Annotated in this window: 28 protein-coding genes and 1 tRNA gene; 9 read left to right on the top strand and 20 right to left on the bottom strand. The window is 63.1% G+C overall.

Going from position 1 to position 25,359, the window contains the following annotated elements:
• Positions 1–66 precede the first annotated feature (66 nt).
• The 13 genes from HKK80_RS12395 to HKK80_RS12335 form a co-directional block, all read right to left on the bottom strand.
• Positions 67–1,596 (bottom strand): NADH-quinone oxidoreductase subunit N, encoded by a 1,530-nt coding sequence (locus tag HKK80_RS12395; RefSeq protein WP_411799910.1) that lies wholly within the window; start codon positions 1,594–1,596, stop codon positions 67–69.
• On the bottom strand, positions 1,593–3,122 hold the full coding sequence (locus HKK80_RS12390) for a complex I subunit 4 family protein (protein WP_411799909.1): 1,530 nt from the start codon (positions 3,120–3,122) through the stop codon (positions 1,593–1,595). Before HKK80_RS12390 ends, HKK80_RS12395 begins: the two co-directional genes overlap by 4 nt.
• Complete coding sequence (gene nuoL, locus HKK80_RS12385) at positions 3,122–5,152, bottom strand: NADH-quinone oxidoreductase subunit L (RefSeq protein ID WP_411799908.1); 2,031 nt, start codon at positions 5,150–5,152, stop codon at positions 3,122–3,124. Before nuoL ends, HKK80_RS12390 begins: the two co-directional genes overlap by 1 nt.
• Before the next feature lie 3 nt (positions 5,153–5,155).
• The gene (gene nuoK / locus HKK80_RS12380) at positions 5,156–5,458 is read right to left on the bottom strand and encodes an NADH-quinone oxidoreductase subunit NuoK (protein WP_411799907.1); all 303 of its coding nucleotides are present in this window, start codon (positions 5,456–5,458) and stop codon (positions 5,156–5,158) included.
• Complete coding sequence (locus tag HKK80_RS12375) at positions 5,459–5,836, bottom strand: hypothetical protein (protein ID WP_411799906.1); 378 nt, start codon at positions 5,834–5,836, stop codon at positions 5,459–5,461.
• The gene (locus tag HKK80_RS12370; RefSeq protein ID WP_021041461.1) at positions 5,833–6,099 is read right to left on the bottom strand and encodes an NADH-quinone oxidoreductase subunit J; all 267 of its coding nucleotides are present in this window, start codon (positions 6,097–6,099) and stop codon (positions 5,833–5,835) included. Before HKK80_RS12370 ends, HKK80_RS12375 begins: the two co-directional genes overlap by 4 nt.
• A gap of 140 nt (positions 6,100–6,239) precedes the next feature.
• Positions 6,240–6,701, bottom strand: a complete 462-nt coding sequence (locus HKK80_RS12365) for a NuoI/complex I 23 kDa subunit family protein (RefSeq protein ID WP_021041460.1) — start codon at positions 6,699–6,701, stop codon at positions 6,240–6,242.
• Entirely contained in the window at positions 6,698–7,771 is a 1,074-nt protein-coding gene (locus tag HKK80_RS12360; protein WP_411799905.1) for a complex I subunit 1/NuoH family protein, read from the bottom strand. Before HKK80_RS12360 ends, HKK80_RS12365 begins: the two co-directional genes overlap by 4 nt.
• The gene (locus tag HKK80_RS12355; protein WP_411799904.1) at positions 7,771–9,432 is read right to left on the bottom strand and encodes an NADH-quinone oxidoreductase subunit D; all 1,662 of its coding nucleotides are present in this window, start codon (positions 9,430–9,432) and stop codon (positions 7,771–7,773) included. The genes HKK80_RS12360 and HKK80_RS12355 overlap by 1 nt, the downstream gene beginning before the upstream one ends.
• A complete protein-coding gene (locus HKK80_RS12350; RefSeq protein ID WP_411799903.1) occupies positions 9,429–10,130 on the bottom strand; it encodes an NADH-quinone oxidoreductase subunit B in 702 nt (233 codons plus the stop codon). The genes HKK80_RS12355 and HKK80_RS12350 overlap by 4 nt, the downstream gene beginning before the upstream one ends.
• Entirely contained in the window at positions 10,127–10,540 is a 414-nt protein-coding gene (locus HKK80_RS12345) for an NADH-quinone oxidoreductase subunit A (RefSeq protein ID WP_411799902.1), read from the bottom strand. The genes HKK80_RS12350 and HKK80_RS12345 overlap by 4 nt, the downstream gene beginning before the upstream one ends.
• 220 nt (positions 10,541–10,760) lie before the next feature.
• Positions 10,761–11,282, bottom strand: a complete 522-nt coding sequence (locus tag HKK80_RS12340; RefSeq protein WP_411799901.1) for a hypothetical protein — start codon at positions 11,280–11,282, stop codon at positions 10,761–10,763.
• A gap of 209 nt (positions 11,283–11,491) precedes the next feature.
• Positions 11,492–12,040: a helix-turn-helix transcriptional regulator gene (locus HKK80_RS12335; RefSeq protein ID WP_411799900.1), complete on the bottom strand. Its 549-nt coding sequence runs from the start codon at positions 12,038–12,040 to the stop codon at positions 11,492–11,494.
• A 136-nt stretch (positions 12,041–12,176) separates the two neighbouring features.
• On the opposite strand from HKK80_RS12335, the gene HKK80_RS12330 reads away from it, so the two are divergent.
• The 3 genes from HKK80_RS12330 to HKK80_RS12320 all read left to right on the top strand — a co-directional run bounded on the left by HKK80_RS12330 (position 12,177) and on the right by HKK80_RS12320 (position 14,525).
• Positions 12,177–12,887, top strand: a complete 711-nt coding sequence (locus HKK80_RS12330; protein WP_411799899.1) for a hypothetical protein — start codon at positions 12,177–12,179, stop codon at positions 12,885–12,887.
• Positions 12,884–13,036 carry a hypothetical protein gene (locus HKK80_RS12325; RefSeq protein ID WP_411799898.1) on the top strand — a complete coding sequence of 51 codons (153 nt, stop codon included), beginning with the start codon at positions 12,884–12,886 and terminating at the stop codon, positions 13,034–13,036. Before HKK80_RS12330 ends, HKK80_RS12325 begins: the two co-directional genes overlap by 4 nt.
• Before the next feature lie 91 nt (positions 13,037–13,127).
• On the top strand, positions 13,128–14,525 hold the full coding sequence (locus HKK80_RS12320; protein ID WP_411799897.1) for an ATP-binding protein: 1,398 nt from the start codon (positions 13,128–13,130) through the stop codon (positions 14,523–14,525).
• On the opposite strand, the gene purE is transcribed toward HKK80_RS12320, so the two are convergent.
• Positions 14,526–15,149: a 5-(carboxyamino)imidazole ribonucleotide mutase gene (purE, locus tag HKK80_RS12315; protein WP_411799896.1), complete on the bottom strand. Its 624-nt coding sequence runs from the start codon at positions 15,147–15,149 to the stop codon at positions 14,526–14,528.
• Positions 15,150–15,427: 278 nt separating this feature from the next.
• Positions 15,428–16,702 (bottom strand): 5-(carboxyamino)imidazole ribonucleotide synthase, encoded by a 1,275-nt coding sequence (purK, locus tag HKK80_RS12310; protein WP_411799895.1) that lies wholly within the window; start codon positions 16,700–16,702, stop codon positions 15,428–15,430.
• Here purK and HKK80_RS12305 point away from each other — a divergent pair.
• Positions 16,691–18,334, top strand: coding sequence for a phospholipase D-like domain-containing protein (locus tag HKK80_RS12305; protein ID WP_411799894.1), 1,644 nt, complete (start codon positions 16,691–16,693; stop codon positions 18,332–18,334). The genes purK and HKK80_RS12305 overlap by 12 nt on opposite strands.
• A gap of 20 nt (positions 18,335–18,354) precedes the next feature.
• Here the strand turns inward: HKK80_RS12305 and HKK80_RS12300 are convergent, their stop codons facing one another.
• Entirely contained in the window at positions 18,355–20,253 is a 1,899-nt protein-coding gene (locus HKK80_RS12300) for a DHH family phosphoesterase (RefSeq protein WP_411799893.1), read from the bottom strand.
• A gap of 97 nt (positions 20,254–20,350) precedes the next feature.
• Between HKK80_RS12300 and HKK80_RS12295 the strand changes: the two genes are divergently transcribed.
• From HKK80_RS12295 to HKK80_RS12280, 4 genes are all read left to right on the top strand, one after another.
• Entirely contained in the window at positions 20,351–20,869 is a 519-nt protein-coding gene (locus HKK80_RS12295; RefSeq protein ID WP_411799892.1) for a Mov34/MPN/PAD-1 family protein, read from the top strand.
• On the top strand, positions 20,866–21,303 hold the full coding sequence (locus HKK80_RS12290; RefSeq protein WP_411799891.1) for an adenylyltransferase/cytidyltransferase family protein: 438 nt from the start codon (positions 20,866–20,868) through the stop codon (positions 21,301–21,303). The genes HKK80_RS12295 and HKK80_RS12290 overlap by 4 nt, the downstream gene beginning before the upstream one ends.
• A gap of 46 nt (positions 21,304–21,349) precedes the next feature.
• Positions 21,350–21,529, top strand: coding sequence for a DUF5786 family protein (locus HKK80_RS12285; RefSeq protein WP_411799890.1), 180 nt, complete (start codon positions 21,350–21,352; stop codon positions 21,527–21,529).
• A 102-nt stretch (positions 21,530–21,631) separates the two neighbouring features.
• Positions 21,632–22,048: a DUF5830 family protein gene (locus tag HKK80_RS12280; RefSeq protein WP_411799889.1), complete on the top strand. Its 417-nt coding sequence runs from the start codon at positions 21,632–21,634 to the stop codon at positions 22,046–22,048.
• A 19-nt stretch (positions 22,049–22,067) separates the two neighbouring features.
• Here the strand turns inward: HKK80_RS12280 and HKK80_RS12275 are convergent, their stop codons facing one another.
• The gene (locus HKK80_RS12275) at positions 22,068–23,273 is read right to left on the bottom strand and encodes a PH domain-containing protein (RefSeq protein WP_411799888.1); all 1,206 of its coding nucleotides are present in this window, start codon (positions 23,271–23,273) and stop codon (positions 22,068–22,070) included.
• A 172-nt stretch (positions 23,274–23,445) separates the two neighbouring features.
• Here HKK80_RS12275 and HKK80_RS12270 point away from each other — a divergent pair.
• Positions 23,446–23,596 (top strand) — tRNA-Met (locus HKK80_RS12270).
• 239 nt (positions 23,597–23,835) lie between these two features.
• Here the strand turns inward: HKK80_RS12270 and HKK80_RS12265 are convergent.
• The 3 genes from HKK80_RS12265 to HKK80_RS12255 form a co-directional block, all read right to left on the bottom strand.
• A complete protein-coding gene (locus HKK80_RS12265; RefSeq protein WP_411799887.1) occupies positions 23,836–24,018 on the bottom strand; it encodes a hypothetical protein in 183 nt (60 codons plus the stop codon).
• A gap of 83 nt (positions 24,019–24,101) precedes the next feature.
• Entirely contained in the window at positions 24,102–25,007 is a 906-nt protein-coding gene (locus HKK80_RS12260; RefSeq protein ID WP_411799886.1) for a hypothetical protein, read from the bottom strand.
• 1 nt (position 25,008) lies between these two features.
• Entirely contained in the window at positions 25,009–25,242 is a 234-nt protein-coding gene (locus HKK80_RS12255) for a hypothetical protein (protein ID WP_411799885.1), read from the bottom strand.
• Between the last annotated feature and the right edge of the window lie 117 nt (positions 25,243–25,359).

Genomic DNA, 25,359 nt, shown 5'->3' with positions numbered 1-25,359 from the left:
TTGGGCAAGCGCGGGGAAAACACTGCTGTGTCGGTGATACGGGTGAAAAAACTGTGGAAGCGAAGATCAGGCGAACAGCGCGGCCGCGGCGGCCTCGGCGGTCTCGATGACCGGCCCGAAGCCCGGCAGCAGCAGGACGGTCGCAACGCCGGCGACGATGACCGCGGCGTAGAGACCGGTCGGCACGTCGCCGACGGCGTCGAGATCGGTCGTCGCATCTTCAAGCCACAGTGCCTTGACGACCCGGCTGTAGTAGAACAGCGACAGCGCGCTGGTGACCGCACCAACCGCCGCGAGCCACCAGAACCCGGCGTTGATCGCCCCGAGGAAGAGGAAATACTTCGAGAAGAAGCCGCCGAACAGCGGGAGGCCGGCGAGGCTGAACATGAACACCGCCATCGCCAGACTCGCCATCGGTGCGCGCTCGGCGAGCCCGGCGTAATCCTCGAAGGTGCGGCCGACGCCCCAGCGTTCGACCATCGCAATGAACAGGAACGCGCCGGTGTTCATGAAGCCGTAGACGAACAGGTGGGCCATCGCCGCGCCCATCACGGTTGCGTTGGCGGCACTCGCGCCGGCGGTGATCGCCGCCAGTCCGATCAGCGCGTAGCCCGCATGTCCGATCGAGGAGTACGCAAGCATGCGTTTGACCTCGGTTTGGGTCGCCGCCGCGAAGTTGCCAAGCACCATCGTGACGACCGCAAGAATCCCGAACAGCAGCCCCCAGTCAATGCCGATGTCGAGGGCGGGCTGGAAGGCGGTCGCAAAGACGCGGAAGCCGACCGCGAAGCCGGCAGCCTTCGAGGCCGACGAGAGGAACGCCGAAACCGGGGCGGGCGCGCCCTCGTAGGCCTCCGGTGCCCAGAAGTGGAACGGCACCGACGCCGTCTTGAATGCGACACCGCCGGCGACCATCACGATCCCGACCCCGAGCACGCCGTTGAGATCGGCGACAGAGCCGATCTGAGCGGCGATATCGGGCAGCAGCAGTGAGCCCGTCGCCGCGTACACGAGACTGATCCCGAAGGCCAAGACGGCCGAGGAGACCGCACCGATAAGGAAGTATTTCAGGCCGGCCTCGACGCTGCCGCGATTGTTTTTGAGATACGCGACAAGCGCGTAGGATGGCAGCGACGCCATCTCAAGGCTGACGAAGACGGTCGCCAGCGAGTTCGAAACCGCCATCAGCCCCATCGCCGTCGTCGCCAACAGCAACAGCGAGTAGAACGACGCCGGGTTGGCGTCAGTCTCAAAGTAGTCGTAGCTGGCGGCGATGACGAGCGTGGCGACACTGGTGAAGATGGCCGTGAAGAACAGCCCGAGGCCATCGACGATGATCGCCCCACTGAAGAGGCTGATCGCGCCGCCGTGGGTTGGTTGGCCGGTGCCGGCAAGTAGATACCAGATGGCGACACCCAGCGCCGACAGCGTGCCGGCGATCGAGGTCAGTGCCAGCAACTTGTTATCACGGCTGTCGGGCCGCAAGCTGTTGATACCGAAGACGACGAGGCCGGTGAGTGCCAGCAAAACGACCGGCAGCAGCGCGCGCACGCTGAACACCCAGTCGGTCGCGGTACCTTGGAGCAGGAGGCTCATGGTGCCCCACCTCCCAGTAGCTCAAGCAGCGGAACGGTTGCATCACGGATCATATCGAAGAACAACGAGGGGACAACGCCGAGCACGAGGATCGCCGCCAGCAGCGCGACCAGCGGAGCGACATCGTGGATCGGCGCGCGGTCGAGTTCGTAGTCTGTCTCAAGGTTGAACGGGCCAAACAGCGTCCCCTGCATCGCACGCAGGAGGTAGCCGGCGACGATGACGATGCCGAACATCGCCACGGCGGTAAACACCGGCGCGTACGGCAGCACCGTCGAGCCGAAGGAGCCGACGAAGATGAAGAACTCTCCGGCGAAGCCGGCCATCAGCGGCAGGCCCATGTAGGCGAACGCGCCAGCGACGAGGATCCAGACGGCGATCGGCATCCGATCAGCCAGTCCGGACATGTCGCCGACGAGACGAGTGTGCGTCGCGTTGTAGATGACGCCGACCGCCATGAACATCAGCCCCGAGATCAGGCCGTGGGCGATCATCTGGAACGTCGCGCCGCCGAGCCCGAACTCGGTGAACGCGACCAGCCCGAGGAGGACGTAGCCCATCGACGATACGGAGGAGTAGGCAACGATCCGTTTGAGATCCTCCTGGGCGAGCGCAAGCATCGCGCCGTAGATCACGGAGACGACGGCGATGATAGCGATCGGCACCGCGAAATACTGTGCCTGCTCGGGCAACATCGTGTAGTTGAACCGCAGCAAGGCGTACGTCCCCATCTTCAGCAGGACGCCCGCCAGCATCACCGACACCGGTGTCGGGGCCTCAACGTGGGCGTCCGGTAGCCACGTGTGGACTGGCACGACCGGCACCTTCACCGCAAAGCCGATGAACATGGCCGCGAAGGCGACCAAGGCGAGAGTATCGGCAGGCAGCCAGAAGAAGTTGCCAAGCTCGCCGGCGGCCAGCGACTGGCTGATCTCCGGCAGCCCGAAGCTGTTGACCGGCAGCCCGATCACCAACATTATAAAGCCGATGAACATCACCAGCGAGGCGATGTTGGTGTAGACGAAGAACTTGATGGCGGCGTACTTCCGGCGTGGGCCGCCCCAGATCCCGATCAGGAAGTACATCGGGACGAGAACAGCCTCCCAGAAGACAAACCAGAGGAAGAAGTCCAGAGCGGTGAAGACGCCGATGAGGTTCGCCTCCATCAGCAACATGAGCCCGTAGAACTGGCTCTGTCGCTCGTCGATCGGTGTCCACGCGCTGACGATCGCCAGCGACGTGAGGAACGTTGTGAGGATGACCAGCGGCAGGCTGATGCCGTCAAGGCCGACGTACCACTGCAGTTGGTAGCCGGCGACCTCCAGCCACGGGACAACCGTGTTGAACGCGATCTCGCCGCCGGTCAGCGCGTTGCCGCCGGCCTCGAAGGCCGACCACAGATAGAGGCTGCCGGCGATCGGCAGCAGGCTGAGGCCGAAGGCGAGTTTGGGTGCGTACTCGTCGGGGGCCGCAAAGACGAGCAGGGCCGCTGCGAACGTGACCGCCAGTAGTGCTTCAAGTATCATTAGAACCACCCTCCGATGAGGCCGAAGACAACAAGCAGTGTCGTCAGCCCCAAGGTCAACAGCAGGGCGTAGTTGCTGACGACGCCGCTTTGAATCCGTCTGATCCGCTCGCTGCTCAGCAGGCTCACCGAGGAGACGCCGTTGACAACGCCGTCGATGACACCCTGATCGAAGGTGTCGGCACCACCGGCGACCGCGCGGGTGGTGTCGGCGACCCAGACCTGGAACTCATCCTGGTAGTAGTTGTTGTACAACAACTCTTTGAGCCCGCCGAGCTTGTCGGTGTGCTCGTCGGGATCGGCAACGTTGTACAGCACCCACGCAAGGGCGAGGCCACCGATCGCCAGCCCCAGTGAGACAGCCGCGCCGGCAAGCACGGTCGGCACCTCGCCGCCGAAGAGGTACTGGCTGCTGTAGGGGTCGAGCTCCGCGTAGTGGTGCGAGGAGAGCCCCTCGATGCCGCCCCAGTGGTTGTCGAGCCAGAGATGTAGGTAGTCGATCCCCTCGATGCCCAATACCTTCTGTACCGGGACGAGGTTGATGCCGCCGGTGACGACGGCCAAGATGCCGAGTACTGACAGCGGCCCTTTGACGTTCCACCGAACCGGGTGTGGGTCGCGGGCGAGGCTACTCCGTGGCTCGCCGTGGAAGGTGAGGAACACCATCCGGAAGGTGTAGAAGGCGGTGACGGGCACCGCGAGCAGCCCCATCACGTAGGCCCCGAGGATCAGCGGCTCATCAAGGCCGTGGATCAGGGCCTCATACAGGATCTCATCTTTCGACCAGAAGCCGGCAAACGGGAAGATGCCCGCGAGTGCGAGCGAGCCCGCGAGGAACGTCCAGTAGGTGACGGGCAGCTTGTCCTTCAACCCACCCATATCCCACATATCCTCGTTGTGGTGCATGGCGATGATGACCGAGCCAGCACCGAGGAACAGCAAGGCCTTGAAGAACGCGTGCGTGGTCAGGTGGAAGACAGCCGCAACGTAGCCACCCGAGCCGAGTGCGAGCATCATATAGCCGTACTGTGAGATCGTCGAATACGCCAACACCTGTTTCAGCTCGCGTTTGACGACGCCCATCGTCGCCGCAAACAGGGCGGTGAAGCCACCAACGAAGGCGATGATCGCCATCGTCGTCGGCGACAACACGTAGAAGCCGTACATCCGGGCGACGAGATAGACACCGGCAGCGACCATCGTTGCGGCGTGGATGAGCGCGGAGACCGGTGTCGGGCCTTCCATCGCGTCCGGCAGCCACGTATGCAGCGGGAACTGCGCGGATTTCCCGATGACGCCACCGAGAACCAGCAGGCCGACGATCGTGAACCACGTTGACTCCGCGAGCCCGCCAGGTGTCCACACCGTCGCCTCGCCGTTGAGCGCGGCCTCGGCGAGTGCGGGGAACGATTCCGCGCCCGCAAAGGCCGCGGTGCCAAAGGTCGTGAAGACGGCGACGACGCCGACGAGGAAGAAGTAGTCACCGAACCGGGTGACCAGGAATGCCTTTTTCGCCGCCGACGGTGGGCCAGGCTCCCGGAAGTGGAAGCCGATCAGGAGATAGGAACAGAGCCCGACCAGCTCGAAGAACATGAACGCCATGAGCAGGTTGTCGGCGATGACGAAGCCGAGCATGCTGGCCGTAAAGAGACCGAGTCCGGCGTAGTACCGCGGCAGATCGCGCTCGTCCTCGTCGTTCATATAGCCGAGACTGAAAACGTGGACGAGCATGGCGATCAAGGAGACGATCACAAGCATGAGCGCCGACAGCGGATCGATCAGCGCGCCAAAGGTGAGTGTCCAGTCTTGAGCGCCGGCACCGGTCGCCCACGTGTAGTAGGTTTCCTGGAAGGCCGCGCCGTTGCGCACGGAGACAAGCACCCACAGCGACAGCCCCAGCGACCCCGCGGTCGCGGCGATGCCGCCGTAGGCCCCCCGTTTCGGGAGGTTCTCACGGCCGAACAGTGCGACGACAAACGAGACGAACGGCAACAGGACGATTGCCGGAACGTATGCGGATGCTGATACCATTAGTTACCACCTCATCGTGTCGGCGTTCAGCACGTCAATCTCACCGAAGTTGCGGTACAGTACGAGGACGATCCCGATCCCGACGGCGACCTCGGCGGCGGCCAAGGCGATCACAAACAGCGCGAACGTCTGGCCGGTGAGGTTCCCCCACTGGAAGGAAAACGCGACGAGGTTGATGACCGCCGCGTTCAACATGAGCTCGGCGGACATCAGGAAGTACAGCGCGTTCCGTCGGGTAAGGATGCCGAACAGGCCGATACAGAAGATCGCCGCCGACAACACCAGATAGTATTCGGGCGGCACCATCTATCGGTCACCCCCCTCATCGGCGGGCTCGCGCTCGGCCACGTCGCCGGCGACGATATCGCGGCCGCCGTCGGTCAACGCCGAGACGATCGAGCCCTCATCCTCGCGTTTGGCGAGATAGATCGCGGCGTCAAGGGCGACATCGAGCGCCAGCGCGATGATCAGGAACGCGGCGAGAAAGCCCTCAGCCGGGATCTCGCCGATCCCGATATCGAACAGCGCGTAGCCGATGTTGTGGACGATCGATGCATCGGCCGGGAAGCCAGTTGGCTCGGGGAAGCTGCCAGCGGCCCCGAGCGCCATCGTTGCCAGGACGGCAAACAGCGCGGTCACAGCCAACGCCGCGGATGCGCGATCCGAGCCGTCGGTATCGGTCATACGTTGGTCACCTCCAAGTCGGTCTCGCGTCGCGTCAGCATCACGGCAAACGTGATCAGGATGAGAACCCCGCCGACGTAGACGAGGATCTGCATCGCCGCAAGGAACTCCGCTTGCAGCAGGACGTAATGCACCGCGACGCTCAGCAAGGAGCCGCCCAACAGCAGCGACGCGTGAAACACGTCGTCGACGAGGACGACACCCAAGCTGAAGCCCACCGTCAGGAGGGCGAACAGCGCGAACGCGATGGTCTCATAAACCATTACCTGTATGTCCCGAAGGAATCCCTTTGAAGATTTCGAGACTGATCCGCAAAACAGACGTGTGGGCAAACAGCCTCGAAGCTCTGGGAGGGCAACACAACGCGGTGAGACAGCGCGGTCAGCGTGGAGCGGCTGGGCGATTACTGATAGTCGACTTCGCCGTCGCCCTCGCCGATCCAGGCGTCGCGGTCGGGGTTCCGTGAGTTCAGCGGGTCGATCCCCTTGTACCACGGCACGTTTTTGAGCTGTTCTTTGTTGTAGACGAACTCATCTTTCGTATCCGCGGTGAACTCGAAGTTCTGTGTCAACAGGATGGCGTCGACCGGACAGACCTCCTCACAGAGCCGGCAGTAGATACACTGCCCGATGTGGAGGTTGTACTGCTCGCCGTTTCGTTGGTCGTCCATCACGATCTGGATCGTATCGTTCGGACAGACGTTTTCGCACTGTCGACACCAGATACACCGCTCCTGGCTGAACTTGTGGACGCCGCGGAACCGTGGGCTGACTTCCGGTGCTGTTTCGGGGTATTCGACCGTGAAGGTCTTCCCGTCCAATGCGTGTTTCATCGTCGTCGCCATCCCTTTGAGGAGTCCGATCATGCTATCACTCCCACGATAATGGCCGTGAGCACCAGGTTAGCGAAGGAGAGCACGAGCATCCCCTTCCAACCGATCTCGATCAGCTGGTCGATACGAACGCGCGGCAACGCCGACCGCGCCCACTGGGTGAACAGGAAGAACGCCCAGATCTTGATGACAAACCAGACGAACCCAGGGAGAACGGGTCCGGCCGGCCCGCCAAGGAAGATCGTCGCCATGATCGCCCCGCCGAGGAAGACGTGGAGGAACTCCCCGAGGTAAAACAGGACGAAGTACACCGAGGAGTACTCGGTCTGGTAGCCGGCAACGATCTCGGTCGGTGCCTCCGGAATGTCGAAGGGGTTGCGGCCGATCTCCGCCATGTTCGCCACGAGGAACAACACGAAGGCGAAGGGGTTGACGAAGGCGAACCACGCCGGGATCGACACACCGGCGATCGAGATCAGCGTCGTACTCTGCTCGGCGACGATCGTGCTCATCTGCAGCGAGCCGGTGAAGACGACAACCGACATCGCCGTCACGACCAGCGGGATCTCGTAGGCGATGTTTTGGGCGACCGCCCGGAGCCCGCCCATCAGCGAGTACTTGTTGTTCGAGGCGTAGCCGCCCATCACCAGCGAGATCGAGGCGATCGAGGCGAACGCGAAGACGAGCGCAAGCCCCGCTTCGGGATCAGCGAGTTGAATGTTGAACGGGCCGAGACTCCCCATCGGAATCACGGCGAACCCAAGCATCGCCGACGCTGGCAGAATCAACGGCGCGAGATCGTAGGAGGGGCGATCAGCCCCATCCGGGATAATCAACTCCTTCGAGAGCAGCCGCACCGAGTCGGCGACGATAATGAACAACCCAAACGGCCCGATCCGGTTGACGGCGATCCGGTCGGTGAAGGCGGCCGTGATCTTTCGTTTGGCCCACGGGCCGGCAACACCGGTAAACGCTAGCATCACGTTGCCGACGACGAACGCGCCGATCAACGCGCCGACAGCCGCGCCGAGCGCGCCCTCAAGCCCGAGCAGGTCGGCGATCTGTTCCGGCAGTAAGACCTCACCCTGCAGGAGACCGGCCATCAGCGATCCACCTCGCCGAGCACGATATCGAGACTGCCGAGCGATGCGATCGCATCGGGGACGTACTCGCCGTTCGACATCTCCGGCAGCGTCTGGAGGTTCGAGAAACACGGGCTCCGGATCTTAAACCGGCCGGGCTTCTCGGTGCCGTCCGATCGGATGTAGATCCCGAGTTCGCCTTTCGCGCCCTCGACGGATTTGTAGATCTCCGTGTCGTCGTCGGGTTTGATCGTTCGCGGCACGTTCGACTGGATGTTGCGCTCGTCTTCCGGCCAGTCTTCGAGGAGGTCGATACACTGCTCGACGATCTTGGCCGACTCCTCGACTTCGCGCATCCGGACGAGCAGGCGGCTGAAGTTGTCACAGCCGTCCTCGGTGACGACATCCCAATCGAGGTTCTCGTAGTAGCCGTAGGGGTCGTCGCGGCGCACGTCGTAGTCGATGCCCGAGCCGCGGGCGACCGGGCCGGTCGCGCCGTAGCTTTTGGCGACTTCCGGCGGTAACACACCGGTGTCGACCGTCCGCACCTGCAGGATCTCGTTGGAGGTCATCATGTCGTGGTACTCCTCCAGTGCGGTCGGCAGTTCGTCGAGGAAATCACGGGTTTTCTCGAAGAACTCCTCGCGGGGTTCCGGTAGATCCCAGACGACGCCGCCGAGCCGGAAGTAGTTGAACATCAGCCGCTGGCCCGTGAGATCCTCCAGGATGTTCTGGACTTTCTCGCGGTCGCGGATGGAGTACATGAACAGCGCGGTGAAGTCGCCGTAGATATCGAGGGCAAAGGTTCCCAGCGCGAGGAAGTGTGCCGCCATCCGGCAGAGCTCCGCGCCCATCGTTCGGATGATCTGGGCGTACTCCGGCACCTCGATGTCAGCCAGTTCCTCGGCCGTCCGCGCGTAGGCCCACTCGTTGAGCAGGCCCGCCGAGATGTAGTCCCAGCGGTCGGGGTACGGCATGATCTGGTAGCGGTAGGTACTCGACTGACACATCTGCTCCTCACACCGATGCAGATAGCCGATGTCGGGTTCGAGATCGACGACCTGCTCGCCGTCGAGAACGGTCTTGATGTGGAGGACGCCGTGGGTCGCCGGGTGGTGCGGGCCGATGTTGAGATACATCGTCTCGCTGTCGTTGTCGGCCGTCTGATCCTCCAACAGCGGGTTTTTGTGCTCCCGCAGCGGGACGACCTGTGGCTGATCCTGGTCGTAGGATTGCCCCAACGGATGGCCCTGCCACGTTTCGGGGAGGAGGATGCGGCGGAGGTCGGGGTGGTCGTCGTACTCGATGCCGATGAGGTCGTAGGCCTCCCGCTCGTGCCAGTCAGCCGTCCGGAAGACCTCGTTGGCCGACTGGCTGACCGGGTTTTCCTTGTCGGCGGGGACGATGATGCTGACCTCCTGGGTGCGGTCGTCGTAGCTCGTCAGGTGGTAGATCGACTCGTAGCGATCCGCGTGCTCCTCGGCGGTCACACAGGAGAGGTGATCGAAGCCGGCCTGATCGCGGAGGCGACGCAGCGCGTCGACAACGGTGTCGGGTTTGATGACAAAGCCCGGCGCGTTCTCGTGGTCGTCGCGGCCGATGACGAGGTCGCCGAGGAGTTCCTCGATGGCCTCGGGTGTCGGTTCGGCGAGATCCGGTGAGTCGGGGAGTTCCACGCTCATGGTGAATCAGCCCAGTTGTACCGCATGACCAGATCCTCGACATCGATCTCGTCGGCGAGCTGGTCGATGATCTCGTCGCGTTCGAGATCGCCGAACTCCTCTAACTCGTAGGGTTTGACCGTCACCGGCGAGGACTCGCCGTTGGCGATCCGCTCTTGGAGTTTGGCGACGCCGTAGATGAGTGCCTCGGGGCGGGGCGGACAGCCCGGAACGTGGATGTCGACCGGGATGACCTCCTCCGCGCCCTTGACGACGTTGTACCCCTCCTGGAACGGGCCGCCGGAGATGGTACAGGAGCCCATGCCGATGACGAACTTCGGCTCGGGCATCTGGTCGTAGACGCGTTTCATCCGCGGGGCGAACTTCGAGACGATTGTCCCCGGGATGATGATCACGTCGGCCTGCCGTGGCGACGCGCGGGGGACGCCAGCACCGAAGCGGTCGAGGTCGTGTTTGACCGCGTAGGTGTGCATCATCTCGATGCTGCAGCAGGCGATCCCGAACTGCAGCATGAACATCGAGGAGCCCCGCACCCAGTTCATGAACTTGTCGAACTTGGTGAGGATAAACGGCGAGGAGCCGAACGCCTCGCGCAGCCGGGAGTTAAACCGGTTGTCCTGCCCGGAGAGCCGGGCCTCACGTGTTTCTGTGCCTACCTTCGAACTGTCGGTGACAAACGGTTGGTTGTCGCTGCTCATGTGTTCTGTCGCTCCGTTTTCTGCGTGGCGGCCCGCAGGCTCCGTGTCCACTGTACCGCGCCGACGCGCCACGCCCAGACGAGACCGACGACGAGGATCCCAACGAAGGCCAGAAGCGGCAGCAGGGCCTGTGACAGGGGGACGCCTGCCGCAAGCGCGCTGCGATACATGACCGCCCACGGGAAGACCATCACCGTCTCGATATCGAAGACGACGAACAGCAACGCGACCATGTAGTACTGGATGTTGAGCTGGACGCGCCCCGAGCCGGTCGGGATCTCACCGCTCTCGTAGGTCGTTTTCTTACCGCTTTCTGGGACGGCTGGACGCAACAACGCCGACACCACGATCATCGCAAGCGGGATCGCAATGCCGACCAACGCCAGTGCCCCGATAGCTATCCATGACATTCGGTATACTCCGTAACACACGAGGGTTTGCGCCCGGCCCTCATAAGCATTGATTTTCTGCCGGCTTCTCGAAACGAGTACGGGTTATTTCGGCAGGTTCGTCGGGAGACGAAAGATCAAAAAAGCGGTGTGAGCGGGTGGCAGCCAGATCCGTCTCAGGAGTCGTGACGGGCACAGTCGAACAGACGCCGGGAGTGATCGACGAGCCCCCAACAGCGGGCTACTCGTCGATACTCCCTTCGAGGGTCATCTCAGCGTTGCCATCGCGGTCGGTGGTCACCTCAAAAACGGTCGTGTCGGCAGCATCGGACACGTCGAAATCCGTCTCCATCTCAACGCGCTCCGTGTTGTCGACGGTGAGGACATCAACCTCGTCAACGTCGACGACCGACTCGGCATCGAAGTCGACATCCGCAGTCACCTGTGCGGTTCCGTGCTGTTCGACCCAGACGGAGACATGGCCGCCCTCACTGGCAGGTGCTTGTAGTTGGAACGTGATCGGATCGTCCGCGTCGACGTGCTCCCTGACGGTGTCGTTACCCCACGCGAGCTGGCGAGCCAACTCGGCGTCGGCCCGATCCAGCTGGTCGTCGGGATCGATCGTTTCGACGGTGTAGTTTTCCGGCTGTGCTACGTCCGCCGCCGACGAGGCCGGCGGCTGCGTCATCGATGCGGCACTGGCACCACTCGCCATGACGGCGAGCAGCGTCAGCACCGCGAGTGTTGCTGTTTTGTATCGCATGTGTTACAGAACAGCCCTGACGACAGCGTGTCCATCACACCCGCTGCGGTCGTGGTGTGGCTGCTGTGATCGCTGTCGTCCCGGACTGCCCCGCCGGAAGCTCACCTGAAAACCCAAATAGGACTTTATTGGTAACTGTTCGAAAGCTGTTGAAAACGACGCCACAACCGGTTTGAAACGACTCCAAAACGCCACATGCAGAAAAGCCGCTATTCGAGGTGGATTACGTTTCCCATGCCGCGGCGTTTCCGCTCGACCAAGTCTTTCTGTTCCAGCGAGTCCAGCGTCCGACTGACTGTTGCCTTCGAGAGGTCGGTCTCCGCGACGAGGTCGCGCTGTGGGAGCTCGCCGTCAGCCTCGACGAGCAACGAGTAGAGGGTCTCCTCGTTGTTCCGGAGGCGTTCGGCCGTCTGCTCCCACTGATCGCGGGGTTGCTCGGCTACTTCGGTCGTGTCGGGCTTGCTGCCGCTACCGTCGGCCGAGCGGGTCGCCGCCGACGTCTCCGATCGCTCCGACGTAGCGTGGTCGCCGACCAGCAGCCAGGTGCCGGTGGCTCCACAGGCGATGGCACTGCCGACGATCACCGTCACGTCGGCGTAGGTGAAATACTGGCCGATCTGTGTCGTCTCGGCACCGTTCTGACCGAGAGAAACCATGACCGGCGACGGGGTGATCAGCTGGACGGCAAGCACGACGACAGCACCGACGAACGCCGTCGCCGCAACGAGCTGTCGGCCCTGAAGCATGCGGCGGACCATATGAACGGCTCTCTGACAGGTCGGTTTAACGGTTGCCGTTTTAGGCCGTGAAACCCGCGTGAAAGGCGTTTGAAACGCGTTTCCAACGTGTTTCATCACAGGAGTCAAGAGGACTTTCAACCAACCATTACATACGATGGGCAGCAACATTCGGTCTCGACTTGCCGTCCTGCTGACGCTCGCCGTCCTCGGCGTGGCGGTCGCCGGAATCGGAGCCACGCTCGGCGCGCCGAGCGGCACCACAGCCGAGGCCGACACCCGGTTTGTCGTGACCGAGCAGAACGTTACCGTTGCGACCGACCAAGAGGAGGTGACCGTCACCGAGGATATGTACAACGTCACGTCAGTCCGCGTCGAAACGGCAGCCGCTGGGCAGTTCAATGTCGAAACCGAGCGGGCACAGCCACTAACCGAGGGGGAGCGTGAGCGCGCGAAACGGATCGCCCGAACCAACGAAACGATCCAAACATACCTTGCCGACGGAGAGTACACACTGGCTGTCGACGCCATCCAACGGCTCGATACCACGGCGATGCAGATCAGCGGAAACGTCACCGAACGAAGCGAGTCAGGAAATGTCACAGTAATCAAATACGAAGCCGAAACCGAGGAGACAGCAGACGGTTCGGTCGTCGTCAACCGCGAGCCAACCTACGTACCGGACGAAGCGGTTGTCAGGCTGCGGGATCCAACCGCAAGCGAACGTACCGACCTGAAGTATTCAGTAGACGTCGATCTGACCAACGAAACAGTGACCGATGTGACTGATTGGACCGAGATTCGACAAAACGCGCCGACGATCAACGGAACAGAGATCAGTCCGCCTGCGACCAACAGCACGGCGTGAGATCGAGAACCAAGACGACGGGTGGCGTCTACGACTCGCGCGCGGAAGCCGTCGATCCCGAGGTCGTGCAAGGCTTTCGAGACCTTGCCGACGCCGTCCTGTACCCAGCGTCGAACGATTTGTCGGCGTTGCTGACGACACCGAGATAAATAACATACCTCAAAGTACGGTACTTCAGAGTATGCTATTTCGAAGTAACGTACTCCAAATAATTATGTGAGTTGCGAACGACACGGTCGTATGGAGCAGTTCGTCGACCGAGAGGCCGAACTCGCCCGACTCAATACGTGTTACAACTCATCTGACGCCGAGTTGGCTGTAATCTACGGTCGGCGGCGACTCGGCAAAACCGAACTCGTCAAACAGTCGCTTCGCGGTCGAGACGACACCGTCGTCTATCAGGCTCGCCAGAAGACCAAAGCCCTCCAACTCGACCAGTTCGTCTCGGTTGCGGCCGAGACGTATCCCGGAATCAACCGGATGCAACGCGACTGGGAACCCGTGCTTTCGTTTCTCGCTGAGCAGGACGCCATCGTCGTGCTCGACGAATTCCCGTATCTCATCGAGGAAGACGACAGCCTGCCCTCCGTGCTGCAGGCGATGTTCGATCACGGGATGGACGACTCGGCGGCGACGTTCGTTCTCGTTGGCTCATCGATCAGCATGATGGAAGAGGCAGCACTGCTCGGCAACAGCCCGATGTACGGCCGGGCGTCGACCAAACTCGACGTGCGACAGCTACCGTTCGATGCCGCAATGGCGTTCTTCGAGGAGATCGATCCAGTCGAACAGCTCCTCCGGTGGGGGATTTTCGGCGGCACACCCTACTACCTCGAAGCGGCCGCCGGCTTCGACACGCTTGCAGCGGCAGTTCACGAAGCGATCCTTACCCAACACGGGCCACTCCACGATGACCCCGACTACGTGTTGCGGATGGAGCTCACCGAGCCGAGCCGGTATTTCGGAATCCTCGAAGCGATTGCCGGCGGTGCGACGACACGAAACGAGATCGCTCAAGCGGCCGGGATCGACACTAACCAGCTCTCGAAATACCTCAGTCGGCTCCAACGACTCCGACTGATCGAGCGACACGTCCCGATCACCGAGGACAAACAACGGTCACGCCGCGGACGATACCGCCTGCTTGATCCGCTGTTTCGGTTCTGGTTCCAGTTTGTCTACGGCAGTGGACGGCGATACGACGCGGTCGGCCCTGAATCATTCGAGGAACTCATCGAACCGAGGCTGGCTGACTTCGTCAGCCCCGTTTTCGAACGCCTCTGTCAAACGGCTCTGCGCGATCTGTATCCCGACGAGACGATCACGGATGTCGGCCAGTGGTGGTATCAGGATCACGAGATCGACGTAGTTGGGTTTACGGCCGGCAAGACGCTGCTGGTCGGCGAGTGCAAGTTCCAAGCGTCACCGCTCGGCTACGACGCACTGGCGTCGCTGGAATCGCATACCGAGGAGCTCCGGTGGACGCCGCCAGCCGGCGGGGATCGCCGCTGTGAGTACGTCCTGATCAGCCGGAGCGGATTCAAACCGTCAGTCGAAGAAGCCGCAAGCGAACGTGACGACCTCCGGCTCGTCAAGATCGGCGAACTCGTCGACGCACTTCGATCACAACACGGGTAGTTACGCGTCGCGCTCGCGGAAGCCGTCGATCCCGCGGTCGTGGAGGGCCTTTGAGACTTCGCCGACGCCGCCCTGCAAGGAGTCGTGATACTCGATCAATGCCTGCTCAATCTCATCGTGTTCGCGGGCGATGATCTGACCCGCTGAGAGCCCAGCGTTGAACGATTTACCGGCATCAACTGCCGTGAGCGGCGCGCCGGTCGGCATCCCGATGACGCTGTCGACGGATTTCTCTTGGACTGGCACGCCGATCACCGGGATCGGGTAGGCGATCGAGGCGGTCATATTGGGGAGGTCGGCTGATTTCCCGCCCGCGCCGGCGATGATCACGTCGAGTCCGCGGTCGGCGGCGGTTTCGCCGTAAACGGTCATCAGTTCCGGTGTGCGGTGAGCCGACACGACGTAGCTCTCGAAGGTAAATCGGCTCTCGGGTGGGTTCTCGAAGTCGGTCTGCTCGGCGAAGCCGAGTTCGTCGAGGGCCTCGTAGGCTCCGGCCATCACGTCGAGATCCGAATCCGAGCCCATGATGATGCCAACTTCCGGTGTCGTCGCCGGGTCGCGCTGCTGGTCGGCTTCGGCTTCGAGTCTGTCCATCAGCTCTTGGACTTCGGGTGCTGTGGTCATTAGCTGTGGATGCTCCCAGCGGCGGCAAGTGCGTTGCGGTTATTACTAGTCGGGTTCAACTGCGACTCTGAGAAAGACGTGTTATTGTAGAAAGCCCTCGACGCGCTCGACTCCCGGGCCTCGCTGCGCGCTTCGTCGTTCGCTCCGCTCACTCCTGTAGTGCTTGCGTCGGCCGGGTTCGACGAGCGCGTCTCGCCGTTTCAATCCACCAGGATTCGATTGATACGCCGGCCAAAGTATAGTGTTTGCTCAGTGCGCATCTACGCACCACCATCGCGCTACTCACCGACGAAGGTAACGCCGTCGCGGAGCGATTCCGCGCGGTCAAGTAGGTCGTCGCGGTCGCCCGCATCGTCGGTGTCAGCATCGGGATCGGTGACGGTGATATGCCCCATCTTCCGGAGCGGTCGAACCTGTTTCTTGGCGTACCAGTGCATGTGGGCGTTCGATGATTCAAGCACGCTGTCGACGTTGTAAAGCGTCGCCGCCTCGGGTTCGTCGACATCGCCGAGGATGTTCACCGAGACGGTTGGTTCTCGGAGGTCAGTCGAACCGAGCGGCCAGCCGAGGACAGCGCGAACGTGGGTTTCGAACTGTGAGGTGCGCGCGCCCTCGATCGTCCAGTGGCCGGAGTTGTGTGGCCGCGGGGCGATCTCGTTGACAAGGATTTCGCCGTCCTCGGTTTCGAAGAGTTCGATCCCGTAAACGCCGTAGCCGTCGAGGAACTCCAATACGTCGGCGGCGACCTCGCGGGCGCGCTTGCGTGTCTCGTCATCGGTACGCGCTGGCGAGACGCTGGCCCGGAGGATCTCCTCCTCGTGGATCGTCTCGGTGACAGGGAAGGTATCGACGCCGTCGGCTCGCTTGACGCCGATGACCGAGAGTTCGCGCTCGAAGGGGACGAACGCTTCGGCCATCGTGTCGACGCCGAGTTCGTCGAGCGCGGCGGCCGCGTCATCGGGATCCTGCACCGGCGTGTTGCCACGACCGTCGTAGCCGCCCTCGCGGGCTTTCAGCATCACGCCGTCGAGTTCCTCGACTGCGAGCCGGAGGTCTTTCTCGCCGCCAACCCCGATGAAATCCGGCACCGGAATCCCGGCGTCGGCGAGGGCTTCCTTCTGAACGAGTTTGTCCTGAATCGTCCGGAGCGTATCGGGATCAGGGTTGATCGGTACGTCGTACTCGTCGGCAACCTCCGAAAGCAGGTCGGGATCGGCGAGTTCGATCTCAAAGGTGAGTACGTCGCTGACGGCGGCGAGTTCCCGTACTGCGTCGGGATCGTCGAACGCGCCGACGATCTGGTCGCGGGCGACAAGCGAGGCCGGACACTGCGGGGTCGGATCGAGGACGATCACCTCGACACCGAGCGGGGCAGCAGCCTCGGCGAGCATACGGCCGAGTTGCCCGCCGCCGACGACGCCGAGCGTTGGGCCGGGGAGCGTTGTCATACGCGGGAGATTCCGGCGGGCGAAAATAAGGGTTCTCACCTGTTGCGTGGGCTCCGCCCGGACGTTTTTATCCGAAGCCGCAGCACCCCCGCCGTGACCTGGCACCGCCGGCTTCGGCCGCTTGGCTGGCTCCTCGTCTGTGGCTGCCTCCTCCTCACCGCGCCATCCGTGGGGGTAGCAGACGCGACAGCAACGACAGCAGCGACAGGGGAGATTGTCGAACTCTACCCGAACCCAACAACCGAGCAAAACCACGGCGAGTATGCAACTGTCACAATCACCGAGCCGGGCAACTGGACGCTCACCGACGGCGAGGGGGTTGCCGACCTGCCGGACGATCGGACGGGGCGGTTCGCCGCGACACGGCATCCTAACCAAACCGCGACCTACACGAACGCGACCGCGGTCGCCGCCGGCGGCAGCTTCCAACTCGCTGTCAGCGGCGAGACACTAACCCTTCGTCGCGGCGACAGCGTCGTCGACACCGTCAGCTACGAGGACGCCCCGGAAAGCCAGCAGTGGCGCGCCGACCGCGAGCCGCGCTGGCAGCCCACGGGCTTCGAGCCGCGAGCACCCACCACCGTCACCGACGTGTCAGTCGAGGCGTTCGTCCTCCCAGACAATCCGGCCGCACCGATCGATGCGATCGACGACGCCGACGGCCGACTGTATCTCGCGGCCTACACGCTGACGGATCAACGGGTCGTCGACGAACTGATCGCCGCCCACAACCGCGGGGTCGACGTGGCCGTCCTCGTTGAGGGTGGCCCGGTTGGCGGCATGACGGAACGGCAGGCAACCGTCCTCGATGAGCTCGCCGCCGCCGGCGTCGACGTGCGCGTGATGACCGGTGACGCCGCCCGGTTCCGGTACCACCACCCGAAGTACGCCGTCGCCGACGACACCGCCGTCGTCCTCACCGAAAACTGGAAACCGTCAGGTACCGGCGGAGCCGACAGCCGCGGCTGGGGGCTGACCACCACCTCAGCGGGGGTCGCCGACGAGCTGGCCGCCATCTTCGAACACGATACGACATGGGAGGATACGCCCGCGTGGGAAACCGTCCGCGAGGAGATCGAGACCGTCGAAGCCGAGACGGCGACCGGCTCGTATCCACAGCACCACCCGCCGGTGTCGACGACGGCCGACGAACTGCGGGTGTTGGCCGCCCCTGACAACGCCGAATCGGCATTGGTTGAGCGCATCAACAACACCGACGACCAGTTACTCGTGATCCAGCCGTCGATCGGCGACCGCGACTACCGGCTGCTCCGGGCGGCGATCCGCGCGGCCGACCGCGGCACCGAGGTGCAAATCTTGCTGAGCGGAACCTGGTACGCCGAGGAGGAAAACACCGCGCTGGCGGAGCAACTCCGCGAGCGAGTGGCCGACGACAACGTTCCGCTCAGCGTGCGCGTCGCTGAGGAGAACAACCGATTTGGCAAAATCCACGCCAAGGGGATCGTCGCCGACGACACCGCCGTCATCGGGAGTCTCAACTGGAACGACAACTCCGCCGAAAACAACCGCGAGGTGGCGATCGCCGTCACCGACGAGCGGGTCGCCGACTACTACCGGGAGGTCTTCACCGGCGACTGGCAGGCCAGCGGCGACGGCGGTGGGTTTAGCCTCCTCCCGGGCGGTGAGCTTCCGGCCGGGCTCGTGGTCGTCGCCGTCGCCGTGATCAGTGCTACCGCGCTGCTCGCAAAGCGATGGCTGGTCTTTGCTGAGAACTGAGGAGGCAGTAGCCGACCGCGTTATTCCAGCGGGGCCGTACTCGACAGCGATTCGTCGAGGTCGGCGTCGGCCATCTTCTCGACCAGTAGGTCGATCACCGACTCACGACGCCCCTTGACGAACTTGATCGAACCGACGACGAGGTGGCCGCCGCCGGAGACACCGGAACCGGGGAGTTCCTCGTTGAGCTCGGTCACCATCTCGGGGATATCGAGGCGAACCCCATCAGAGCGAAGGACGGCGAAATCAGGGCCGTAGCCGATCGTGATCACGGGCTCGCCGGTCTCGGTGACCTTCCGATCGTGGAGGTTGCCGGTTGTCTTCCCCGGCGCGGGATACGTAAACCGGTGGGCAAAGTTGTCGAGGTCGATGCGGTAGAGATGCGCCTCGGAGTCGAGTCGTTCGTGTTCGACATGCGGCTCAAGGGCGTCGAGTTGGCGTTCCACGTCGCGTTCGGCGCGCTCGGCGAGGAACTCGATGAGGCGTTCGTGGCGATCGGAGTCGTCACAACCCACATCAAGCACGTCGTTGACGAGCGTTTTGCCCTCGTTGTAGCGCAGCCAGTGGGCGGCGTAATCGAGTGCTTCGCCGATGGCTTCGAGATCGTCGCGGTCGTAGCCGGCCTCGTTGGCCCGGAAGACAAACCGCGGCATCACGTCGGCTTTCGAGCGATCCGAGAGCCCGGCGACCGCCGGCACGTGTTCGACATCGTCGCTGATCGAGGGGTCGATCAGCCGGGCGAGTTCGACCGACATCATCCCGGTCGTGATCCGGTAATCCTCGCCGTAGAGATAGGGGTTGATGTGGGCATCCAGCAGCGGGTCGACCGCCTCCGGATCAGGGTGGTGGTGATCGAGGACGACGATCGGGATGTCGTAGTGGGCGAGGTTCCGGTAGGCCGGCACATCCTCCTCGGTCGAGCCGTTATCGAGCATGACCAACAGCGGGAGCTTCTGGCCGTGGCGATCCTGGCCCTCAAGGGCGAAGTTGAGATCCCGCGTCACATCCTCCATCTCGTAGTAGGGTGCCTTGCTCGGCAGGCGTTTACAGAGGTGTTCGGGTGCGTCGGGATCGGCGTGTACCTCGGTGATGAAGTTCTCCAAGGCGAGTTGCAGCGGCGTCGCCCCACACATCCCGTCGCCGTCGGCGTGGTGGCGGATCCGGATCGGGCGACCCGCAAGCACCGTCTCACGAAGGCGTTCGGCAAGGTCAACGAGGTCGTCGAAGATCGGTTCGAAGGCGGGCCACTCGACCAGCGGCTCGATGTCGGCCGGCGTCGCCCGCTCCGAAAGGGCGGCATCGATCGCGTCGTTCGCGTCGGCGGCCGTCTCGCCGGCGAGGATCGTCAGCGAGTCGATCTCCACCTGCCGCACGTCGTCGTGAAGCTCGACCGCGCCGGTGATCCGGACGACATCATCGATCTCGGCGTCGGGGTACGCCCGAACGCCGGCCTCCTCGAAGGCCGCACCGCTGACGATGCCGGTGCCGTCAGCGACCTCGAAGATGGTCGGCCCGCCGGTCTGTTTGATCTGGACGAGCCGGCCCTCGATGGTGACCGTCTCGCCGGTCGCAAGCTCGTCGATCTGTGTGATATCCGGCTCGTGGTCGCGGAGCTCGGTTCGGTAGTCGTCGAACCCGGGGAGATCGAAGGCGAGATCACCGTTGTCCTTTGCGACATCAAGCGTGACGACAAGGCGGTCGCCCACGTCGTAGGAGCGATCAAGGTTTGACTCGTGGATCAACCCCGAGACGTTATCCGAGATATCGACGAAAACGCCGTAGTCGACGACGCCGTTGACGACAGCGTGGTAGTGTTCGCCCGACGCGATATCGGTGGTCGTACAGTCAGGGGCGAGATCGTAGACGACGGGACGGGAATCCTCCCGAACGCCGGAATCCCCGGCGGAATCATCGGTCATATACGCCCGCTACGAGCGACCGACGTGTTAAGCTTGTTATCTCCGCTCGCCGGGGCTTTCGGAACGCTTAGATGGCCGCCGGGCCGAGGGGATGGCAATGCGGCTGTTCCGTTCGAGTGAGATCCTCGGCATCGCCCGCGAGACCTTGGAGTTCGCACTCGAAGCCAGCGAGGCGACCCACCCCAACGAGTATATGGGCCTCCTTCGGGGAGAGGATGCCCGCAAGTTCGATCTCGAACGGCGCGGTCAGGTCATCACCGACGTGTTGGTGATCCCCGGCACCAAATCCGACCCCCGGAGTGCGACGGTCAAATCCAATATGATCCCCAACGACCGCAAAGCCGTCGGCTCGGTGCACTCCCACCCAAACGGCGTGTTGCGACCGAGCGACGCGGATCTGAAAACATTCCACAAGGGCAACGTCCACATCATCATCGGTTCACCCTATGGCTGGCGCGACTGGAAGGCCTTCGACAGCAACGGCGACCCCCGATCGCTCGACGTGCTCGATGTCGACCTCCCCGAGGAGCAGTTTTTCGACTTCACACAAGCGGATATCGACGCCGAGCTGCGGGCTGAGGGCCGCGATCCCGACAGCGAGGAGTCCGACCGATGACCGCACCGACACGCGCGGTCGCCCAAGGCACCTTCGACCTGCTACATCCGGGCCATATCCACTATCTGGAGGAAGCGGCGACGTACGCCGATGAACTCCACGTCATCGTCGCCCGGCGGGCCAACGTCACCCACAAGGAGCCGCCGATCCTCTCGGATCGCCAGCGACGGGAGACGGTCGAAGCACTCGGCGTCGTCGACGCGGCCCACCGCGGCCACCCCGAGGACATCTTCGTGCCGATCGAGCGGATCGATCCCGACGTGATCGTCCTCGGCCACGACCAACACCACGACGCCGACGCGATCAGCGAGACGCTGGCCGACCGCGGGGTTGACTGCCGGATCGAGCGGGCAACGGCGCGGGAACCCGCCCACGATGACGAACTGCTGTCGTCGAGGGCGATCATTGAGCGAATCCTGGCACAGCGCGGGTGACAGCGACATCAGTCAGCTTTTATCGATCGCTGTCGGTCGATCCGATATGGGATTCGGAAGCTACGATGAGTCCGAACAGAAAGACCAGGATGTCGACACCGACGACAGCGACGGGGTCGCCGTCCACGAAAACGACCACAACGGCGAGGTGTCCTTCGAGTCGGAAGCCGACACCGACAACCTCATCGATCAGCTCGCGGAGATGAAAGACGACACCGAAGAATAGCGTCGACACCGACACCGCGAGCAGATATTCAATCGCGGCTCGCAACAGGAATCCAAATCAGCCCGCGGAAGGATTATGCGGGCCGCCGGCAAAGCCACGACCGTGACCGACGGCGACTCGGCATCCGGCGAACCACCCGACGAGGCGGTTCCGCAGCGTCGGGCAGCGAAACGCGATCTCGCACTCACACTGATCGAGCATCTCGAAGCCGATGAGCTGCCGCTGTCGGCGGTGATCGATCGCATCGAGACCGTAACGACAAGCCCATCGCTCACCCGGGAGATCCTCGATACCGCCGAAAAGCGGGGTCTCATCGAGCGCGAGGAGGGTCGGATTCGGGTGCGACGCGGCGGGAGTTTCGTCCGCTTCGAGCAGCAGGTCGTCGCCCGCGACGGCGAGTTTACCTGTCAGCGGTGTGGCGCGGGGCTCTCGACAGGCCATTTCATCAGCTTCGAGACCGGCGAACTCGGGCCGTTTGGCTCCGACTGTGTTCGAAAAGTTGTGGGCCGCGACGACTAACGCGGCAAGCCGGCGTTGGTTATCGACCGCGGCGAAGCTCCTCGATCAGCGTCTCGATCAGCTCGTTTTGGCGGGCCAGCTGTTCTTCCTGTCGGTCGATCCGCTCGGCGAGTGTGGCAACCGTCTCGGCGAGCTCGTCCTCGTCAGCCGGACCAGCAGCTTCAGATCCCGACGCCGTGAGCTCACGTGTCGCCGGCCCGGCGTCGTCGGCATCGGTGTCAGCATCGGTGGTGCCGGGGGTGGACTGGCTCTCGGTCGCCGGCTGACTATCACCAGCCGACGACGCGTCCCCATCGGCCGTCGCGGGCTCACCGCCGGCCGTGGACGATTGGTCACCGCCGGCCGCGGGCGAGTGGTCACCGCCGGTGGTGGGCGTCGACTGGTCGCTTTCGCCTTCACCGAGCGACGCCGCGAGTGCCTCGTCGCCGACGGCCTCGCTCGCTGTCGATTCCGAGCCGGTGTCGCTGTCCGCGTCGGCGTCAACCGCGGGCGGGTTGGCTCCGAGCGGATCGATCCCCTCCCCAAAGTCGAGTTGATCGGCCGACGCCTCCGCGTCGCTCGGTGTGTCCGGATCGTCGTCGGCCGCCTCGGCGACCTGTTCGCGCAGCGCGTCGATGCTGTCGACCTCGTGGAACGCACAGACCGCATCGACGATCGCTTCCCGGACGGCGCGGGCGTCGTCGCTGGGGATCTTGAACCGATCCTGTCGACCGTCGTGGGTGAGGACGACCGTGGTCGCGACGCTTCCCTCCTCGAAGGTGACGTCGGTGATCGATTCATACTCGAAGGTTTCGAACTCCTCGGTCCACACCGGCGCGCCGATATGTTTGACGACCTGCTTGCTGGTGATGATCAGCGTGATCTCGCTAAACCGGAACGTCTTCAGCACGCTCTCGCCGGGGTCGGTGATACCGGCGGCGTTGATGACGCCCGCGAGAATCGGGAACAGTGCGTCATCAACCCGGGAGGATGGCAGCGACAGCGTCTCCGTCCCATCGAGGCCGTACTCCATGGTCAGCTTGGCCTTCCGGCGGCCCTCCGATAGCGTCAGGCGTTCGGCGTCGTGGGGGTACTCCTCGACGGCCTCGTCCGACAGCAACCCCTCGGCGCGGTAGACGAGCGTCCGTGTCGGCGTGACAGCGAGGGTGTCGTCGCCGCCGAGATCGACCTCCGCGACCGCGGATTCCTCCCCCAGTGCGGACGTAAGCGCGTCGGGCAAACTCATTGGTGTACGATGCCGGTGGTGGGACATAAAACCGGCTGTCTCATCGGTGATACACGGCGGCCACCGCGCGGCGAACGATGGCGCGGGGCGTGTGAGCGACCGACAGATCGCCCGCCGTGAGACCGGTGTAGATGAGAAGGTTAAAGAACCGGATCAGGGTATATTGGGGTGCGGCCGGGTGGCTTAGCTGGACATAGCGCCGCACTCATAGGGTTACTGAGATTCGGTGCGGTACCGCCTTGGAAGCGTCCGCTCCCATGAGGCCTGCCGAGCCTCGTACCTGGGATATGCGGAGATCGTGGGTTCGGAGCCCACCCCGGCCACTTGTCTTTCCGATGAACCACGAACGCCAGTGAGTGGTGAGTCCGGAAAGACGTGGCCGGAAGCGGGCGGAGAACCCGTGTATGGTCGCAGACGAACGGCAGTGAGTCTGCGAGTCGTCGGAGCTTGCTCCGACGGAAGTTCGGAGCCCACCCCGGCCATGATTCTACTGGGTAACACAATCGCCGACCGAGACAACTGCGCTGCTCGACTCAGAGAATAACGCAGATCGCTGGTGCCATCAGACCGGCCGGTCGCTACCGCTGGTGCCGAAGAGGTAGGTACCAACAGTCAACACCACAGCCGCGGCGAGCAGGATGCCATACGTGAGTAGCCCCTCCTGCCAGACCAGCCCAGGGATAAAGAGCAATGCCCCGACAACGAACAGGATGATGCCGGTTCCGGATTGATTCGGGATCTCCATGCTGGCCGCCACTCCGAACGCAACCGTCTTGAGCGTTCTGCTCTCCCGTGGGGCCGGGGCGGCCGACAAATCGAAGCGACGCTTTAGCTGTCGGCGGCCGGTGTAATGACCGTCATCGCCCGGTCGGCGGCGGCGGGAATGAACACATCGGTGTCGACCGTCTTTTGTTGGCCGGAGGCAACGGTGCCGACCGGACAGCTCCGGCTCGATAGCAACGTGTCACCGTCGTAGAACTCGATCTCAAGATCGATATCGATGGCCTCGCCGTCGTTGTCGATCGTGACCTCGGCCCGCCCCAGTTCGTCGTTGATGTCGACCACATCGTGTGCGGTATCCGTGCTGTTGTAGAAAACCGGCTCAGTGGCGGTGAAGTGATCGGCAGCATCGCCGAGATACCGGAACAGCCCCTCGCTGATCCGTTCGTAGTTGTCGTAGGCCGAACTCTCCTCGTCGAGGATCGTCCCGATCGGGTTGAGATCGGCCCGAAGATCACTGGCGATACTCGACCGATTGCTGGGATTCGTCTTGAGTCGCTTGTACTCCGCGATAAACGGGTCAAACTGTTCGGGGAGATCGCCGTCGTAATGGGCGTGTAACGCCTGCAGTTCCGCATCAAAGTTGAGCATCGGCGGGAGGGAGGCCGACACCGGCGCGGATGGAACCCACGGATACTCGGTGGTGGTCGTGTCGGCGGACGCCTCGGGCTGTTCCGGCGGCGTCGAATCGAAGTAGCCAAGCGAGTCGAGCAGCGCGGCGAAGCCGGCACTAACGACGGTGATGATGAGCACACCGGCGGTCAACAGATGGGAGACCGGCGGCTCGACCGGCCCAAGCTGAAACAGCGCGATAAATACACAGGTGACAGCACCGATCGTCAACAGAAAGGAGCCGAGATTCGGATCATCGCCGGTCAGAAACTCGATCCCGGAGAGAAACGTCGCGTCCTCGGTCGACTCCGTGCTGTCAGTGGAGGGCTCTGGTGAACTCATGTTACTCAGCCTGTGGTGTAACGGTGCTGTTGGCGTCGATGGCCCGACGAAGCACCTGCACGAGGTGCGACACCCAGATGCCGGCGGTAAACCCAAACAGGGTGCCAACGGTTGTCATCCGGAGCGTGTATTCGAACGGCGAAAACGCGGCAAGAATACAGAGCCCACCAAAGATAACCATCAACACATACTGGACGCGGGTATCGCTGTTTGCACGGCGTATCTCACTAAGCATCTCTACACAGTAGAGGACGTACAGTGGGTTAAATCCATTGTCGCTAGTTGTCCGTTCTCCTGATAACGGTAGCAGCAAGATCGCAGTCTGACATGGTGAGGATGCCGATACGAGAGG

It is taken from the genome of Halonotius sp. F2-221B (assembly GCF_046719765.1).
Taxonomy (GTDB): Archaea; Halobacteriota; Halobacteria; order Halobacteriales; family Haloferacaceae; genus Halonotius.
Note: the sequence above shows the minus strand (reverse complement) of the source record. Positions and strands in the feature narration are given on the sequence as shown.

What these genes read in the sequence shown, in the direction of transcription:
- HKK80_RS12395 (WP_411799910.1), bottom strand. Translation starts at nt 1,596, where the DNA reads ATGAGCCTCCTGCTCCAAGGTACCGCGACCGACTGGGTGTTCAGCGTG.
- HKK80_RS12390 (WP_411799909.1), bottom strand. Translation starts at nt 3,122, where the DNA reads ATGATACTTGAAGCACTACTGGCGGTCACGTTCGCAGCGGCCCTGCTC.
- nuoL (WP_411799908.1), bottom strand. Translation starts at nt 5,152, where the DNA reads ATGGTATCAGCATCCGCATACGTTCCGGCAATCGTCCTGTTGCCGTTC.
- nuoK (WP_411799907.1), bottom strand. Translation starts at nt 5,458, where the DNA reads ATGGTGCCGCCCGAATACTATCTGGTGTTGTCGGCGGCGATCTTCTGT.
- HKK80_RS12375 (WP_411799906.1), bottom strand. Translation starts at nt 5,836, where the DNA reads ATGACCGATACCGACGGCTCGGATCGCGCATCCGCGGCGTTGGCTGTG.
- HKK80_RS12370 (WP_021041461.1), bottom strand. Translation starts at nt 6,099, where the DNA reads ATGGTTTATGAGACCATCGCGTTCGCGCTGTTCGCCCTCCTGACGGTG.
- HKK80_RS12365 (WP_021041460.1), bottom strand. Translation starts at nt 6,701, where the DNA reads ATGATCGGACTCCTCAAAGGGATGGCGACGACGATGAAACACGCATTG.
- HKK80_RS12360 (WP_411799905.1), bottom strand. Translation starts at nt 7,771, where the DNA reads ATGGCCGGTCTCCTGCAGGGTGAGGTCTTACTGCCGGAACAGATCGCC.
- HKK80_RS12355 (WP_411799904.1), bottom strand. Translation starts at nt 9,432, where the DNA reads ATGAGCGTGGAACTCCCCGACTCACCGGATCTCGCCGAACCGACACCC.
- HKK80_RS12350 (WP_411799903.1), bottom strand. Translation starts at nt 10,130, where the DNA reads ATGAGCAGCGACAACCAACCGTTTGTCACCGACAGTTCGAAGGTAGGC.
- HKK80_RS12345 (WP_411799902.1), bottom strand. Translation starts at nt 10,540, where the DNA reads ATGTCATGGATAGCTATCGGGGCACTGGCGTTGGTCGGCATTGCGATC.
- HKK80_RS12340 (WP_411799901.1), bottom strand. Translation starts at nt 11,282, where the DNA reads ATGCGATACAAAACAGCAACACTCGCGGTGCTGACGCTGCTCGCCGTC.
- HKK80_RS12335 (WP_411799900.1), bottom strand. Translation starts at nt 12,040, where the DNA reads ATGGTCCGCCGCATGCTTCAGGGCCGACAGCTCGTTGCGGCGACGGCG.
- HKK80_RS12330 (WP_411799899.1), top strand. Translation starts at nt 12,177, where the DNA reads ATGGGCAGCAACATTCGGTCTCGACTTGCCGTCCTGCTGACGCTCGCC.
- HKK80_RS12320 (WP_411799897.1), top strand. Translation starts at nt 13,128, where the DNA reads ATGGAGCAGTTCGTCGACCGAGAGGCCGAACTCGCCCGACTCAATACG.
- purE (WP_411799896.1), bottom strand. Translation starts at nt 15,149, where the DNA reads ATGACCACAGCACCCGAAGTCCAAGAGCTGATGGACAGACTCGAAGCC.
- HKK80_RS12300 (WP_411799893.1), bottom strand. Translation starts at nt 20,253, where the DNA reads ATGACCGATGATTCCGCCGGGGATTCCGGCGTTCGGGAGGATTCCCGT.
- HKK80_RS12295 (WP_411799892.1), top strand. Translation starts at nt 20,351, where the DNA reads ATGCGGCTGTTCCGTTCGAGTGAGATCCTCGGCATCGCCCGCGAGACC.
- HKK80_RS12290 (WP_411799891.1), top strand. Translation starts at nt 20,866, where the DNA reads ATGACCGCACCGACACGCGCGGTCGCCCAAGGCACCTTCGACCTGCTA.
- HKK80_RS12285 (WP_411799890.1), top strand. Translation starts at nt 21,350, where the DNA reads ATGGGATTCGGAAGCTACGATGAGTCCGAACAGAAAGACCAGGATGTC.
- HKK80_RS12275 (WP_411799888.1), bottom strand. Translation starts at nt 23,273, where the DNA reads ATGAGTTTGCCCGACGCGCTTACGTCCGCACTGGGGGAGGAATCCGCG.
- HKK80_RS12265 (WP_411799887.1), bottom strand. Translation starts at nt 24,018, where the DNA reads ATGGAGATCCCGAATCAATCCGGAACCGGCATCATCCTGTTCGTTGTC.
- HKK80_RS12260 (WP_411799886.1), bottom strand. Translation starts at nt 25,007, where the DNA reads ATGAGTTCACCAGAGCCCTCCACTGACAGCACGGAGTCGACCGAGGAC.
- HKK80_RS12255 (WP_411799885.1), bottom strand. Translation starts at nt 25,242, where the DNA reads ATGCTTAGTGAGATACGCCGTGCAAACAGCGATACCCGCGTCCAGTAT.